Genomic DNA, 15,489 nt, shown 5'->3' with positions numbered 1-15,489 from the left:
TTTTATGTGTAAGGCGTTTGTGCAATGATAGTAGCCTGCGTTAGTTTGCCGAGTTGTCTTTTCGGGGACATTTACCCACTTTTCGATGGTGCATCGCACAATGACCAACCCTGATATCAGCCTCAAGGATGCCGTGCGCGCGGCCAACTGGGCGCAGCTGCTCGACCCCGTGCAAATGGCCCGGGTCGAGGCCGATGTGTTCGAGACTTTCGTGCCGAAAGGCGGCTTTGTCTGCCGCAAGGGCGAACCGGTGGACAACTGGATCGGCGTCATCAGCGGCATGGTGAAAATGAATAATTTTTCCGCTTCCGGCAAGGCCATGACCTTCATCGGCGTGCCGCCCGGCAGCTGGTTCGGCGAAGGTTCATTGCTGAAGAACGAGATCCGCAAATACGACACCATGGCCCTGCGCGACACGCGCGTGGCGCGCCTGCCCGGCGCCACCTTCCACTGGCTGCTGGAAACGAGCCTGCCATTTACGCGCTTTCTGCTGATGCAGCTCAACGAACGCCTGGGCCAGTTCATCGGTATGGTGGAAAACGAGCGCCTGCTGGACCTGAACACGCGCGTGGCGCGCTGCCTGGCGTCGATGTTCAACTCGCATTTGTACCCGGGCGTGGAAACCCTGGTCCAGCTGTCGCAGGAAGAGATCGGCCTGCTGTCGGGCTCCTCGCGCCAGCGCGCCAACCAGGCCTTGCAGGTGCTGGAAAAAAAGGGTTTATTGCGCCTCGATTACGGCGGCATCCGCGTGCTGGACCTGGAAGGCTTGCGCCGCTACGAGGCCGATGATGGAGACTGAGATCTCCAGCCGTGCCGCAGCGCTGCGTGCACGCCTCGAGGGCGCTGCCGTCGACCATGCGCGTTTCGCGGGGCCGCCGGTCGATTTCAGCGACTGGTCTCCCGAAGAACTGGGCGCCATCTGGGGTGCGTTGCACCGCGCGGCGCGCTTCGGCCATGACGATATCGCGCGGTTTAATCTGGCTCATACGCTGCTGGAACAGGTGACCGAGACTGGACTGGCGCCGTTGCTGGCCGGCGCCGTGTTCCTCGACGCGCTCGACGCGGCCGGTGATTACAACCGGGAATGGGAATATGTCATCGGTTGCCTGGCCTGCCTGCATGGCGATGGACCGGCAGGCACGGCGGCACAGGCGCGGCGCATTCTCGGCGCAACCTCGGGCTGGGCCGAGCGGCCCTACCAGGCCTACCTGCTGGCGCGCCTTGCTGGCGGCGACGCCCCTGCGCAATTTGCGCAGGTAATGGCGGAGCGTCACGTCGATTATCCGATGCCATTGACCTTGCGGGAAATGGAACTGCTGCCGCAGCTGGCGCAAGCGTCCCTGCTGGCGCTGGCCGGCTCAAGCTACAGGGGCCACTGGAACCGCGACAGCATCGGCGAGGCGGACCCCGCCGAAGAGCTGGCCGACGATGCGGTGTATGTCGATTTTGCGCGCACGATACTGGAGCAGGCGGCGCGCCATATCGCCGCCATCCATGACGGCAGCGTGCCGTATGCTGCCGATGCCGCCTTTGCCACGGCAGATTCTCCGGTGCTGGCGCGTGCCGCGCGGGTGGCGTCCTATCGCGACGATGCCTGGTTCAGGCCCGTGATTACCGTCCTGCTGCCGTTGGCATGCGTGGCGCCTGGCGCGGCCAAAAGCGCGCCGTCGCAATCGCTGGCGATGGCGCTGGGCCATGCGGTGGAAACCATTCCCACGCCCGAAAGCCTGCAAGCCCTGCGCGCGGCGCTGGCCCAGGTGCGCCATGCGGGCATCCGCAAGAAACTGGAACGCAATCTGAAACCGGCCGAACGGGCGCTGGCCGAACGGCCCGATATCGCCTGGAGGATCGGCATGCCGGGTCCCATGGGCAAGCGGCGCCAGACCATGCTGGCGCGCCGCCTGGAAGCGGGCTACGCCAGCGAGGTGTGGTTTGGCCTGGACCAATGGCGTGGCCTGCGCGACGATGCCGATATCGACGCGGTGGCGCGCGCGCTGGTCTGGCGCACGGGCGATGGGCTGGCCTTCATGCTCGACGGGAAGGGCGCCGTCGACGCGCAGGGGCAGCCGGTGGATGTGCCGGAGCAAGGCGAGATCGGCCTGTGGCACCCCTTGCATGGCAGCGGGGAAGAGCGCGCCGCCTGGCAAGCGCTGCTCGCGCGGCGGCGCCTGCGCCAGCCGCTGCGCCAGGTTTATCGCGAAATATATGCACCGCCCGGCGACGGCGGCGCCCCATTTGCCGGCTACCAGCTGTCGCTGCCCACCTTGCTGGGACTGGCGCGCCGCGAAGGCTGGCGCCTGGACCACGATGAAGGCCTGTCGCGCCAGTTCGGTGCCTGGCGCGTGTCGCTGCGCATCGAGGGACGCGTGTATCCGGGGGCGGGCGGCGCCTGCACGTCAAACGGGCTGGCGCCCGCGCAGATGATGCCGATGGCGCCGGTGGCGTATTCGGAAGCGTGCCGCGCGGTGGACCTGCTGGTCAGCGCCAGCGCCTTGGCGCTGGTGGAGGAAGAGCAAAGCGTGGAGCGCGAACAGCGCCTGTTTTACCTGGCCAACCTGGCACCGGGGCCGATGGCGGGCATGCGGCGCGCCGTGCTGGAACAGGTATTCGCGGACCAGATCGAGGATGGCCGGATGACGCTCGAAGCGCGCCACCTGATGGTGGGCCGGCATGCGATCCACCTGACCACCGGCAGGGTCACGAAGGATGGCGCCGAGGCGGTGATCGAGGCGGTAGCGCAGGGGAACAAGCTGGGCGCCGTGCCGTGGCTGCCCTACGACGAGGCGCTGCTGGAAAAAATCGCCGCCGCCGCCGGGGCGCTGCTGGCGTTGCAGCGAGTGCAACCCGGCTGCTAATCGCGGTATCATAGACGCTTCCCAGCACCGCTCCATTTTCGCTCCCATGCAGACACCAGACCAATCCACTCCCGCCTCCCGTTTGTCGCAGCTGCGCGGCGCCATGCGCGCGCAGCACATCGATGCCCTGATCGTGCCGTCGGCCGACCCGCATTTGTCCGAGTACCTGCCGGCCCGCTGGCAGGGCCGCGAGTGGCTGTCGGGTTTTACGGGTTCCGTCGGCACCTTGGTCGTGACGCAGGATTTCGCCGGCGTGTGGACCGATGGCCGCTACTGGGAGCAGGCGGAAGACGAACTGGCCGGCAGCGGCATCGTCCTGAAGAAAATCCCGTCCGGCGCCAGCGTGCTGTATATCGACTGGCTGGGCGAGACCATGCGGCCGGGGCAGACGGTGGCCGTCGACGGCGCCGTGCTGGGCCTGGCCAATGCGCGCCTGCTGCAGCAGGCGCTGGGCGCGCAAGTGACTCTGCGCACGGATACCGATGTGCTGCAAGCCGTCTGGCCGGATCGTCCGGCCATGCCCGCCGCGCCGGTGTACGAGCATGCGGCCGCGTATCCAACGCTGTCGCGCATGGAAAAACTGGCAGCCCTGCGTGCCGGCATGGCGGCGCACGGCGCCAGCCACCACGTCATTTCCACCCTCGACGATATCGCGTATTTGTTCAACCTGCGCGGCGCCGACGTCAACTACAACCCCGTCTTCCTCGCCCATGCGCTGGTGGGCCCCGAGCGCGCCACCCTGTTCGTCGCCGACGGCAAGCTGCCCGCCGCCCTGCGCGCCACGCTGGAGAGCGAAGGCGTGGACGTGGCCGCGTATGACCGCGCGGCCGCCGCGCTGGCCGCCCTGCCGGCCGGCGCCACCCTGCTGCTCGATCCGCGCCGCATCACGTTCGGCGCGCGCCAGGCCGTGGCCGACGGCGTGCGCGTGGTCGAATCGATCAACCCGACCACCCTGGCCAAGTCGCGCAAGACGGACGCTGAAGCGGCGCACGTGCGCGCCGCCATGGAGCAGGACGGCGCCGCCCTGTGCGAATTTTTCAGCTGGTTGGACGCCACCCTGGCCGACCCGCAACGCGCGCCGTTGACGGAAATCGGTGTCGACGAACACCTGACGGCCGCCCGCGCCCGCCGCGCCGGTTTTGTCAGCCCCAGTTTCGGCACCATCGCCGGCTTCAATGCGCATGGCGCCATCATGCATTACCACGCCCATGCGGGCAGCGAGGCCACCATCGAAGGCGACGGCCTGCTGCTGATCGACTCGGGCGGCCAGTATTGGGGCGGCACCACGGACATCACGCGCGTGGTCCCCGTCGGCACGATCACGGCAGAACACCGGCGCGATTTCACCCTCGTCTTGCGCAGCATGATCGCCCTGTCGCGCGCGCAGTTTCCGCGCGGCGTGAAGTCGCCCATGCTCGACTCGATTGCCCGCGCGCCCCTGTGGGCCGAAGGCATCGACTTTGGCCACGGCACGGGCCATGGCGTGGGTTTCTTCCTGAACGTGCACGAAGGGCCGCAATCGATTTCGCAGTCCGCCATGCCGGAGCCGCAGACGGCGATGGAACCGGGCATGATCACCTCCATCGAGCCGGGGATCTACCGTCCCGGCCAGTGGGGCATCCGCATCGAGAACCTGGTGCTCAACATTCCCGCAGGGACGACGCCCTTCGGCGAATTCCTGCGCTTCGAGACATTGACCCTGTGCCCGATCGACACGCGCTGTGTGGAACGCTCGCTGTTGCGCGACGACGAGGCGGCCTGGCTCAACGACTATCACGCCACCGTGCGCGCGCGCCTGGCGCCGCACTTGGCGGCGCCGGCCGATGCGCCTGCGCTGGCGTGGCTGGAACAGCGCACGGGAGCCATCTGATGCGTTCGACCCGCGCCACGTCCGCCATCGAGCGGCTCAAGGAACGCACCGGCAACCGCCTCTACACGATGGCGCGCACGGGCGATGAACTGTTCTTCCTCACGGAAGGCCCCGGCTTGCCGCCCCTGTGCCCGCCGCTGGAACTCGACGCCTTCGTCGCCTTCGTCAATGGCCTGGGACCGCAAAAGGCGCGCCGCGTCAGCAAGCTCGACGTGGCGTTTGAAAAGCAGCTGACCAAAAAACCCCAGGATTAAATGCCGACCATCGACTTCCTGCGCGCCTACTGGTCGCCGGCCGAGCTGGCGACGAATGGCGTGATCCTGCTGAACCTGCTGGGCGCGCTGCTGCTGGGCTTGCTGGTGGGGTACGAGCGTTCGTATCACGGGCGCGCGGCCGGCATGCGCACCTACAGCCTCGTGTGCATGGCCTCGGCCGCGCTGACCGTGCTGGGCGGCTATCCCGAGTTCTGGTACGGCGGCCATGGCGCCGTCGTCGGCAGCGATCCCACGCGCGTCATCCAGGGCATCGTCACGGGCGTGGGTTTTCTGGGCGCCGGCGTCATCATGCGCGAGGGCTTCAATATCAGCGGCCTGACGACGGCCGCCTCGATCTGGGCTTCGTCCGTGATCGGCATCATGGTGGGCATCGGCTTTTATCTGTCGGCCATGGGCCTGGCCTTTTTGTGCGCGATGGCGATGATTTTTCTGTCAAAATTGGAGAACTGGCTGCCGTCGCGCCACGCGGTGGCCATCACCATGCGCTTCAAGCAAGGCTTCATTCCGCGCGAGGATGCGCTGCGGCGCATGGCCGCCAAGCGCGGCTACGACATCGCCGGCGGCTCGCTGACCATCGGCAGCACGGACGGCATGCAGGAATGGCGCTTTGTCGCCATCGCGCATGGCAAGAACACGGGCGCCAGCCTGTCGGCCATGTCGGCCGAACTGGCCGCCTTCGACGGCATCGCCGGCTTCCAGCTGTCGCATGCACGCAACTGAAAAGGATGGACATGGACCCCCAGGCTCAAAAAGTACTCGATTTCTGGTTCCTGCCGCCGGATCACCCCGGCCACGGCCAGGCGCGCATGGAATGGTTCCGCAAGGATGACGGTTTCGATTTGCTGATACGCGTGCGTTTCGGCGCGCTGATCGATGCCGCCATAGCCGGCGGCTTGGGCGAATGGGATGCGACGCCGCATGGCGCGCTGGCGCGCCTCATCGTGCTCGATCAGTTCACGCGCAATGTGTACCGCGGCACGCCGCGCGCCTTTGCCGGCGACGCCTGGGCGCTGGCGCTGGCCGTCGCCATGACGCAGCAGGGGCTGGACCAGCAACTGCCGACGATGCTGCGCGCCTTCGTGTATTTACCGTTCGAACACGCGGAAGACCTGGCCATGCAGGCGCGCGCCGTCGAGCTGTTCCAGCGCTTGTCGCAGGCGCAGCCCGGTTTTGACAGCATGCTCGACTACGCCGAGCGCCACCAGGAAGTGATTGCCCGCTTCGGCCGCTTCCCGCACCGCAACGCCATCCTCGGCCGCGCTTCCACGCCGGAAGAAGTGGAATTTTTGCGCCAGCCGGGATCGAGCTTTTAGACAATCATCATGAACGTGACATTGAATATCATCGGCGCCGGCCACGTGGGCAAGGTGCTGGGCCGTCTGTTCGCCGGCGTGGACGGGATTGCGGTGCAGGATGTGCTGACGCGCTCGATGGCGTCGGCGCAGACGGCCGTGGACTTCATCGGCGCCGGCACCCCCGTCGGCAGTTATGCGGCCTTGCGCCACGCCGACGTCACTATGCTGGCCGTGTCGGACGACCAGATCGGCCCGGCCTGCGCGGCGCTGGTGGCCGAGGGACGCCAGGCGGGCGCCATCGTGTTTCACTGCAGCGGTGCGCTGGCCTCGAACGTGCTGCTGGCGGCCACGCAGGCCGGTGCCTTTGTCGCCAGCGCCCACCCGATCCGCAGCTTTGCTGACCCGCAGCAGGTGGCCGCCACCTTCGACGGCACGTTTTGCGGCGTGGAAGGCGACCCGCTGGCGCTGGTTTTCCTCACGCCGGCCTTGATCGCCATTGGCGCGCGCCCCGTGCCCATCGATCCGGCCGCCAAGACCCTGTATCACGCCGCTGCCGTCTTCGCCAGCAATTACCTGGTGACGGTGCTCGACGCGGCCTTGCGCGCCTACCAGGCGGCCGGCATTCCCGAACCGGTGGCGCGCGAACTGGCGCAGCCGCTGGTGACGGAAGCGGTGGCGAACGTGTTTCGCCTGGGGGCCGCGCCCGCGCTGTCCGGCCCCATCGCGCGCGGCGATTCGGCCACCGTGCAACGCCAGCAGCTGGCCGTGCAAAGCTGGGATGCGGCCACGGGCGAGTTGTACCGGGCGCTGGTGGCGCCCACGCAGGACCTGGCCCGGCGCAAGTCCGCGCTTTAAGCGGTGTGCAGGCGGTTGCGGCCCTGCTCCTTGGCCTGGTACAAGGCGCTGTCGGCGCGCGAAAAGAAGGCCGATTCGCTTTCCTCTGGCCGGTACTCGGTCACGCCCAGGCTGATCGTCACGGGGACGCGCGGCTCGGGCAGGCCGAAATCGTGCCGCTCGATGGCGGCGCGCAGGCTTTCCGCCACTTCCGCCGCTTTGGCCAGGCTGCAGTCATTCAGCAGCACCAGGTATTCCTCGCCGCCCCAGCGCGTGATGACGTCGCTTTCGCGCACGGTGGCGCGCGCCACGTCCGCCACGCCACGGATGACCTTGTCGCCCCACAGGTGGCCGTGGGTATCGTTGACGCGCTTGAAGAAATCGATGTCGAAGAGGATGGCCGACATCGGCTGCTCATTGCGTTTGGACAATAACATCGCGCGCTGGAACAGCAATTCCAGCGACTGGCGGTTCAATAGCCCGGTCAGCGCATCCGTCGAGGCGATGCGCTCGATGCGGCGCTGGTAGCGGTTCACCGTCAGCAGGGTCAGCAGCAGTACCAGCAGGGTGACGCCAAAGCTGATGGCCAGGTTGAAGATGAACACGCGCTGCAGCGACTGGACTTCGTCGCTGACGTTTTGCTCGACCACCAGGTACCAGCCCAGTTCGGGAATGAAACGCGAGTTGACGAGGATTTGCGCGCGGCCCAGCTGGTACGACAGATGCGTCGGCTCGCTGCGGTGGTTGATGATCTGCTCGGCAATGGCGTTCACGCCGGGCAGGCTGCGGATGTTGCCGTGCCCGTTGCGCACGCTCTTGCCTGCCAGCACCAGGGAGCCGGCGGCATCGACAAAATAGATGTTGCGGTGGAAGCGCGCCTGGTAGCGGTCGATGATGTGGCTCATGGTGGCCAGGGTCAGGCCGATGCCGGTGGCGCCGATGAACTGGCCATCGTAGTCGACCACGCGGTGGTTGATGAAGATGGTCATGCTGTCGCGGTTGGCCATGTCCACGTCGACATTCGTTTCATAGTCGGTCTTGTCCATGGCGCGCACGCGGTAGTACCAGATGTCGCGCGTCGCCTCCGGACTGACGGATTTCAAGGTGCCTTCCGCGTAATAATATTTGCTGCTCTTGTCCGAGACGAGAAAGCTGGTGATGGCGCCGTACTTTTTCTTGACTTCGGCCAGGTAGCGCACGATCTGTTCCGGCTTGTTTTCGCCGGCCAGTATCCAGTCGCGCACGAAGGTGTCGTGCGCCATCAGCGAGGAGATGAAGACGGGGCGCAGCATGTCCTTCTGGATTTCCGAGTAAATATTGTCGCCCGTCAGCGGCAGGGTCTGGTCTGCGATGCCGTGCTCGATGGCCTGGCGCGAAGCCAGGTAGCTGGCCAGGCTGGTGGCCATGAAGCCCGCCCCCAGGATCAGGGTCAGGAGGATAAGCAGGCGGTATTTGATCGACAGAAGACGCATGGAGACGAGGTAGTGGCAGGCGGGAAGGCCATGGTGAGGCAAGCTAAAAGTATGCAGCAGGGCGGATATTGGCGCAATGATAACTGGTTTTATTGACAATTTATGCTGGCGAACGCGACAAGATAACCACGACTTACCAAATAAAAGTGCCGATTTGTCGACAAAGATGCAAATTAGCAATAAGATTTGATGAGGGGAATCATTGCGCATCGCCCCTGTCTTGCCGCCCGTTTCAGGCGCGGGACATTCCGCGCAGGGAGTGTTGCATGTTATTTTTAAAGAGTACGTCCGTTAGCAAGGCCCCCGGCATCTACGAGGTCGACATCGCCGCCAAGCCGCCAGGCAAGACCTTCGGCATTTTTCTTGCCACCGATCCCGACCATCCGCCGCTGGCCTTGCTGGAGCAATTGAAGGCGCTCGGTTTCGAGAACACCTATAGTTCGCCCTACCTGCACAAGGATTCGGGCAAGGTGCTGGACCTGCATTTCCAGAAGGATGGCACGGATATCTTCAAGGGCTGGAAAACCGAGGAGTGCACGCACAACCTGGCGGCCATCACTGCCCTGTTCGAAGAGCACGGCATTACCATCGCGCCACGGGTGATGTCGATGGCCGAAGCCTACGCGTAATTTATCTCAACCGCTTCAACCCGCCTCCACGCCGATGTGATACAGCGCCCACGGGCAGTTGGCGAAGCGCTCGGCCAGGGGCAGGGCCGCCACGGCCGCGATGCGGTCCGCGTCGTGGATCGCCCATAGCGGCCCCAGGCCGCCCAGCGCCATCGGCTGCCCATCGAGGTGGGTGGCGACAATAAAACGCTGTGCGCGCGCCTGCGCCATGGTCAGCGCCGCCGCATAGCCATCCACGGCGCGCAGCAGCAGGCGGACCTCGCCTTCCTCGGGTGCGCCCGCCGCCTTCAAGACATCGACCAGCAGCGGACCGCGCAGCGCATGCGCCTTGCCGTCGTATTCCAGGGTGGGGCGAATCGTGTGTGCCGGCAAGTTCGTCAGCGCCGCAAAGTCGAATGCCCGCGCCCGCTCAAAACTGATTTTCTGCTTGTGCATCATCTGGTCGCGCACGGCGTCGAACGGGCCCCGGTTCGGCTTGTCGACGCTGCCCGTGACGGTCAGCAGGGCAGGACCGCGCAGGCCGGCGGGCGCCGCCCGGCCGATGGCCGGCAGGGTGGCCGCCGCCATGGCGGCGGCGAGAAACTGGCGTTTGTGCATGCACTGCTCCTTCGGACTGAAAATCGTTAATGTACTTAAGTCTAGCTTAAGTTCGTTCAACGGTGCGCATTTTACGGTTATTGTCAGTTTGCAATTTCCGCTTACATCTTGTCACAGTTCTTACGCAATGGAGAAAGACGTAGCTTTTTTCGGCTGTTATTGTGTACTCATCGCACTTCGCTGAACTGCGAATCCAGGCACCATTCACTATTGAGAGAGAGAACATGATGAAGAAGAAAATCCTGTTTGCAATGATCGCTTCCGTTACTGCACTGACCGGCATGAGCGCCGCGCACGCCGAAGGCGCCTATGTGGGCGCCGGTGTCACGGGCAACCGCTACAACTTCGATATTCCTGGCGCCACCAGCGCCGATAATCACAGCGGCTACAAGGCCGGCGCCAAGATCTTCGCCGGTTACGATTTCGATAAAACCTGGGCGGTCGAGGGCGGCTACGCCGATTTCGGCAGCAAGGATTACAGCTATGTCACCGGCGCCGGCAACGGTTCCGTGAAAAGCGATTCGCACGGCTACTACCTGGCCGGCAAGGCCACCATGCCGGTGAGCGACAAAGTCGGCGTGTTCGGCAAGCTCGGCGTGGCCAAGGTCAAGAACAGCTTGAGCGGCACGGGCCTGTCGACCGGCATCAGCGGCAACGACAAGACGGGCGTGTACGCTTCCGTCGGTGCCCAGTACGCGATCAACGAGAAAGTCTCGCTGACGGCGGAAGTGGAACACTTCGGCAAGAGCGCCGACCAGGGCCGCAAGGCCACCGGTTTGGCACTGGGCGCACGCTACAACTTCTAATTTACTGGAAGTTTGCTGAAAAAAAAGGCAGTTACCGCGAGGTAACTGCCTTTTTGCATTGCCGGACCTAAATTACGTGGTCAAAGGCTTGTAGCGGATACGCTTCGGTTTCGCGCCTTCTTCACCCAGGCGCTTCTTCTTGTCGGCTTCATATTCCTGATAGTTGCCGTCAAAGAAGGTGACCTGTGAATTGCCTTCGAACGCCAGGATGTGCGTGGCGATACGGTCGAGGAACCAGCGATCATGGGAAATGACCATGACGCTGCCGGCAAATTCCAGCAGGGCGTCTTCCAGCGCGCGCAAGGTTTCCACGTCCAGATCGTTCGACGGTTCATCGAGCAGCAGGACGTTGCCGCCCATCAGCAGGGTTTTCGCCAGGTGCAGACGGCCGCGTTCACCGCCGGACAGGTTGCCCACTTGCTTTTGCTGGTCCGAGCCCTTGAAGTTGAAGCGGCCCAGGTAGGCGCGCGACGGCATTTCGAAGCGGCCGACCGTCAGCATGTCGGCGCCGCCGGAGACGTCTTCGAACACGGATTTGTTGTCAGCGAGACTATCGCGGTTCTGGTCGACGATGGACACGCGCGCCGTCTGGCCGATGGCCACTTCGCCGCTGTCCGGCGTTTCCTTGCCGGTGATCATCTTGAACAGGGTCGACTTACCGGCGCCGTTGGGGCCGATGATGCCGACGATGGCGCCTGGCGGCACGGTAAAGCTCAGGTTATCGATCAGCAAACGGTCGCCGAACGCTTTCGACACGTTCTTGAACTCGATGACTTCATTGCCCAGGCGCTCTGCCACGGGAATGAAGATCTCCTGCGTTTCGTTGCGCTTCTGGTATTCGTGCTCGGACAGCTCGTTGAAGCGGGCCAGACGGGCTTTCGACTTGGCCTGACGCGCTTTCGGGTTCTGGCGCGACCATTCCAATTCCTTCTGCAGCGCTTTCTGGCGCGCCGATTCCGTCGCTTCTTCCTGCTTCAGGCGGGCTTGCTTCTGGTCCAGCCAGGTCGAGTAGTTGCCCTTCCATGGAATGCCGTGGCCGCGGTCCAGCTCCAGGATCCACTCGGCCGCGTTGTCGAGGAAGTAGCGGTCATGGGTGATGGCCACCACGGTGCCGGGGAAGCGCAGCAGGAATTGTTCCAGCCAGTCCACCGATTCCGCATCCAGATGGTTGGTCGGCTCGTCGAGCAGCAGCATGTCCGGTTTCGACAGCAGCAGCTTGCACAGCGCCACGCGGCGCTTTTCACCGCCGGACAGCACGCCGATGGTGGCGTCCCATGGCGGCAGGCGCAGCGCGTCGGCGGCCATTTCCAGCTGCAGATTCAGATTGCCGCCGTCGGAGGTCGAGATGATCGCTTCCAGGCGTGCCTGTTCCGTGGCCAGGGCGTCGAAATCGGCGTCTTCCTCGGCATATGCGGCGTACACGGCTTCCAGCTTGGCTTGCGCTTCAAACACTTCGCCCAGGCCCGACTCGACTTCCTGGCGCACGGTTTTTGCCGGGTCCAGCTGCGGTTCCTGCGGCAGGTAGCCGATGTTCAGGCCCGGCATCGGCACGGCTTCGCCCTGGATGTCGGTGTCGATGCCTGCCATGATTTTCAGCAGGGTCGATTTGCCGGAGCCGTTCAGGCCCAGCACGCCGATCTTCGCGCCTGGGAAGAAGGAGAGGGAAATATCTTTCAGAATCTGGCGCTTGGGCGGGACGATTTTGCCCACGCGATTCATGGTGTAGACGTAATTTGCCATTAGAAATCTCGGGTGATATACAAAGACGGACAGGATACGGTAAACGCCCGCTTCCGGCCAGCGCTGCGCGCTGCCGGAACGGACCGATCAGGCGGCCAGGCGCGCGCGGCGGCTGCTCCACAGGCCTTCGGCCGCATACAGGCCCAGCGCCGTCCAGATGACGAGGAAGCCCAGCATGCGTTCGGGCGTGAACGATTCGTGGAAGACCCATACGCCGATCAGGAGCTGGCCCGTGGGGGCGATGTATTGCAATAGCCCCAGCACGGCCAGCGGCAGGCGGCGCGCGCCGGCGGCGAACAGCAGCAGGGGAATGGCCGTGATGGGGCCGGACGCCAGCAGCAGCGCGCGCGTGGCGGTGGAATCCGTATTGACGAAGCCGCTCTGGCCATGCCAGGCCAGCCACAGCATGTAGGCCAGCGCCAGGGGAAATAAAATCAGGGTTTCGAACGACAAGCCTTCCAGCGCGCCCAGCGCGGCCGTCTTGCGCAGCAAGCCATAGCCGCCGAACGTGGCGGCCAGCAGCAGGGCGATCCACGGTACTTGCCCCGCCTGCCAAGTGAGCCAGGCGACACCGCAGGCGGCCAGGCCGATGGCCAGCCACTGCAGGCGGCGCAGGCGTTCGTGCAGCAGCAAAAAGCCCAGCATGACATTGATCAGGGGCGTAATGAAGTAGCCGAGGCTGGCGTCGACCACGTGGCCGTTGTTGACGGCCCAGATATAGATGAACCAGTTGGCGGACAGCAAGAACGCACTGGCGACGAAGCTGGCCACGACCTGCGGCTGGCCTTTCAGGGCGCCCAGCCAGCTCCACTGGCGGCGCACGGTCAGCACGATGCCTAGAAACAACAGCGACCAGACCATGCGGTGCGCCAGGATTTCCTGTGGTGCAATCTCGCCGATGGCGTGGAAATACAGGGGAAACAGGCCCCAGCACAGGAAGGCGAGGGAGGCGTACAACATGCCTGGATTCATGATGGGCTTCGCTGGAGAGTAGACAGTCTGTCATTATGGCTGAAAACATCGGGGGCTGCCCGGCGCCGCTGGCGAAGCGTAGAATGGCAACAAATCAATGGCCGCAAGCCCGCGCAGCAAGGCGGAGCGGCACAAAACCACGACTTTGGGGCAGCTGCGGAACCATGCAAAAATACTCTTGCTATTTGCTAATACCTATCATATTGTGCGATGCAACAAAACAAAAACGGGTGCAATCTTGACGTCGGAACACAAAAAAAGCGGCCTGGTCGGCTTGACGCTGGCGGCCGTCGGCATCGTTTACGGCGATATCGGCACCAGTCCGCTGTACACCCTGAAGACGGTCTTCGATCCTGCCCACGGCCTGGCGGTCACGCATAACAACCTGCTGGGCATCGTCTCGCTGATCTTCTGGGGCCTGACCCTGATCGTCTCGCTCAAGTACGTGACCCTGGTGCTGCGCGCCGACAACCGCGGCGAGGGCGGCATCATGGCCCTGATGGCGCTGGTGCTGTCGTCCGTCAGCAAGTCGTCGCGCTGGCATGTACCGCTGATGGTGATCGGCGTCTTTGGCGCCACCCTGTTCTATGGCGACAGCGTGATCACGCCAGCCATTTCCGTGCTGTCGGCCATCGAGGGCCTGGAAGTGGCCACGCCCGCCTTCAGTCCCTATGTGGTGTGGCTGACGATCGTGGTGCTGGTGGCCCTGTACTCGGTGCAGTCGCACGGCACGGCCGGTATCGGCCGCTTCTTCGCTCCCATCATGCTGATCTGGTTTGTCGCGCTGGCCTGCATGGGCGTGGTCAACATCATCAAGTCGCCGGGCATTCTGGCCGCCATCAATCCGCTGCATGCGGTGGCCTTCCTGCTGGACAATGGCCGCATCGCCTTCCTGTCGCTGGGCGCTGTGGTGCTGGCGCTGACGGGCGCCGAGGCGCTGTATGCCGACATGGGCCACTTCGGCAAGAAGCCGATCCGCATGGCCTGGTTTCTGATCGCCTTCCCCGCGCTGGCGCTGAATTACCTGGGCCAGGGCGGGCTGCTGCTGGCGCATCCGGAAGCCATTTCCAATCCGTTCTACCAGCAGCTGGGCGCCTGGAGCGTGTATCCGCTGGTGATCCTGTCGACCATGGCCACCGTCATCGCTTCGCAGGCCACCATTTCCGGCACTTTCTCGATGACCAAGCAAGCGATCGCGCTGGGCTTTTTGCCGCGCATGCGCGTGCGCCACACGTCGGAAAGCGAAATCGGGCAGATCTACATCCCCGCCGTCAACTGGCTGCAGCTGGCCGTGGTGCTGATGGCCGTCGTCGGTTTCGGTTCGTCTGAAAAGCTGGCCGCCGCCTACGGCATCGCGGTCACGGCCACCATGCTGGCGACCACGATCCTGACCTTCTTCGTCATCCGCTACCGCTGGAAGATGAATTTGCTGCTGTGCTGGGCTGCCACGGGCTTCTTCCTGATCATCGATGTGAACTTGTTCGCCGCCAGCTCCCTGAAACTGTTCCATGGCGGCTGGTTCCCGCTGCTGCTGGGCGCCATCCTGTTCATCATCATGCTGACCTGGAAACGGGGCCGCCAGTTGGTATTCCAGAATCTGGAAAAGCATGCGATTCCGCTCAACGAATTCCTCTCGTCGCTGTTCATCGCGCCGCCGATGCGCGTGCCCGGCACGGCCATCTTCCTGCGCGGCGAAACGGATGGCGTGCCGCATGCGTTGCTGCATAACTTGCTGCACAACAAGGTGTTGCATGAGCGCGTCATTTTCCTCACCGTCTTCATGCATGAAGAGCCGTGGGTGGCGCCATCGGAGCGCGTGCGCGTGGTGGAACTGGGCCACCAGTGCTACCAGGTCAACGTGCATTACGGCTTCAAGGATGAACCGGACATTCCGGCTGCGCTGGCGCAGTGCGCCGAGCAGGGACTGGACTTCGAGATGATGGAAACGTCGTTCTTTATCGCGCGCCAGACCATCATCTCGACGCCGGGCGCCGGCATGATGCCGTGGCGCGAGCACCTGTTCGTCACCATGTCGCGCAATGCGCGCACGGCGGCCGACTACTATCAGATCCCGAGCAACCGGGTAATCGAACTGGGCACGCAGGTGGAAATCTAGACGCGACAGTGCGGCGGAATGGTTGTTG

General features: G+C 64.2%; 14 protein-coding genes. 10 read left to right on the top strand and 4 right to left on the bottom strand.

Annotated features, from left to right (window positions below):
- The first annotated feature begins 100 nt into the window (after positions 1-100).
- From AC1Q6X_RS10030 to AC1Q6X_RS10000, 7 genes are read left to right on the top strand one after another with little or no spacing between them, the layout of a single operon-like run.
- Positions 101-799 carry a Crp/Fnr family transcriptional regulator gene (locus AC1Q6X_RS10030; protein ID WP_492496727.1) on the top strand — a complete coding sequence of 233 codons (699 nt, stop codon included), beginning with the start codon at positions 101-103 and terminating at the stop codon, positions 797-799.
- Positions 786-2,855 carry a DUF4132 domain-containing protein gene (locus tag AC1Q6X_RS10025; RefSeq protein WP_492496725.1) on the top strand — a complete coding sequence of 690 codons (2,070 nt, stop codon included), beginning with the start codon at positions 786-788 and terminating at the stop codon, positions 2,853-2,855. Before AC1Q6X_RS10030 ends, AC1Q6X_RS10025 begins: the two co-directional genes overlap by 14 nt.
- Positions 2,856-2,901: 46 nt before the next feature.
- Positions 2,902-4,725 (top strand): aminopeptidase P family protein, encoded by a 1,824-nt coding sequence (locus tag AC1Q6X_RS10020; protein WP_492496723.1) that lies wholly within the window; start codon positions 2,902-2,904, stop codon positions 4,723-4,725.
- Positions 4,725-4,979 carry a hypothetical protein gene (locus AC1Q6X_RS10015; protein ID WP_046681889.1) on the top strand — a complete coding sequence of 85 codons (255 nt, stop codon included), beginning with the start codon at positions 4,725-4,727 and terminating at the stop codon, positions 4,977-4,979. The genes AC1Q6X_RS10020 and AC1Q6X_RS10015 overlap by 1 nt, the downstream gene beginning before the upstream one ends.
- On the top strand, positions 4,980-5,720 hold the full coding sequence (locus tag AC1Q6X_RS10010) for an MgtC/SapB family protein (protein WP_070218976.1): 741 nt from the start codon (positions 4,980-4,982) through the stop codon (positions 5,718-5,720).
- Positions 5,721-5,725: 5 nt separating this feature from the next.
- The gene (locus AC1Q6X_RS10005; RefSeq protein ID WP_492496720.1) at positions 5,726-6,313 is read left to right on the top strand and encodes a DUF924 family protein; all 588 of its coding nucleotides are present in this window, start codon (positions 5,726-5,728) and stop codon (positions 6,311-6,313) included.
- A gap of 9 nt (positions 6,314-6,322) precedes the next feature.
- Positions 6,323-7,150 carry a Rossmann-like and DUF2520 domain-containing protein gene (locus AC1Q6X_RS10000; protein ID WP_492496718.1) on the top strand — a complete coding sequence of 276 codons (828 nt, stop codon included), beginning with the start codon at positions 6,323-6,325 and terminating at the stop codon, positions 7,148-7,150.
- On the opposite strand, the gene AC1Q6X_RS09995 is transcribed toward AC1Q6X_RS10000, so the two are convergent.
- The gene (locus AC1Q6X_RS09995; RefSeq protein ID WP_492496716.1) at positions 7,147-8,643 is read right to left on the bottom strand and encodes a sensor domain-containing diguanylate cyclase; all 1,497 of its coding nucleotides are present in this window, start codon (positions 8,641-8,643) and stop codon (positions 7,147-7,149) included. The two genes, AC1Q6X_RS10000 and AC1Q6X_RS09995, sit on opposite strands and share 4 nt — an antisense overlap.
- Positions 8,644-8,867: 224 nt before the next feature.
- On the opposite strand from AC1Q6X_RS09995, the gene AC1Q6X_RS09990 reads away from it, so the two are divergent.
- The gene (locus AC1Q6X_RS09990; protein ID WP_070218980.1) at positions 8,868-9,230 is read left to right on the top strand and encodes a hypothetical protein; all 363 of its coding nucleotides are present in this window, start codon (positions 8,868-8,870) and stop codon (positions 9,228-9,230) included.
- A 15-nt stretch (positions 9,231-9,245) separates the two neighbouring features.
- Here the strand turns inward: AC1Q6X_RS09990 and AC1Q6X_RS09985 are convergent, their stop codons facing one another.
- Complete coding sequence (locus tag AC1Q6X_RS09985; protein ID WP_230504265.1) at positions 9,246-9,827, bottom strand: putative pterin-binding protein; 582 nt, start codon at positions 9,825-9,827, stop codon at positions 9,246-9,248.
- Between the two features lie 224 nt (positions 9,828-10,051).
- Between AC1Q6X_RS09985 and AC1Q6X_RS09980 the strand changes: the two genes are divergently transcribed.
- Complete coding sequence (locus tag AC1Q6X_RS09980; RefSeq protein ID WP_070218982.1) at positions 10,052-10,633, top strand: porin family protein; 582 nt, start codon at positions 10,052-10,054, stop codon at positions 10,631-10,633.
- A 72-nt stretch (positions 10,634-10,705) separates the two neighbouring features.
- Here AC1Q6X_RS09980 and ettA read toward each other — a convergent pair whose 3' ends face one another.
- Together ettA and rarD are read right to left on the bottom strand one after the other, a co-directional pair.
- On the bottom strand, positions 10,706-12,373 hold the full coding sequence (gene ettA / locus AC1Q6X_RS09975; protein WP_034752850.1) for an energy-dependent translational throttle protein EttA: 1,668 nt from the start codon (positions 12,371-12,373) through the stop codon (positions 10,706-10,708).
- Positions 12,374-12,460: 87 nt separating this feature from the next.
- Positions 12,461-13,345 carry an EamA family transporter RarD gene (rarD, locus tag AC1Q6X_RS09970; RefSeq protein ID WP_070218983.1) on the bottom strand — a complete coding sequence of 295 codons (885 nt, stop codon included), beginning with the start codon at positions 13,343-13,345 and terminating at the stop codon, positions 12,461-12,463.
- Positions 13,346-13,583: 238 nt separating this feature from the next.
- Between rarD and AC1Q6X_RS09965 the strand changes: the two genes are divergently transcribed.
- Complete coding sequence (locus AC1Q6X_RS09965; protein ID WP_230504263.1) at positions 13,584-15,461, top strand: potassium transporter Kup; 1,878 nt, start codon at positions 13,584-13,586, stop codon at positions 15,459-15,461.
- Positions 15,462-15,489 lie beyond the last annotated feature (28 nt).

Source organism: Janthinobacterium sp. GW823-FHT06H09 (assembly GCF_058794735.1).
This window is presented reverse-complemented; position numbering and strand designations above follow the sequence as displayed.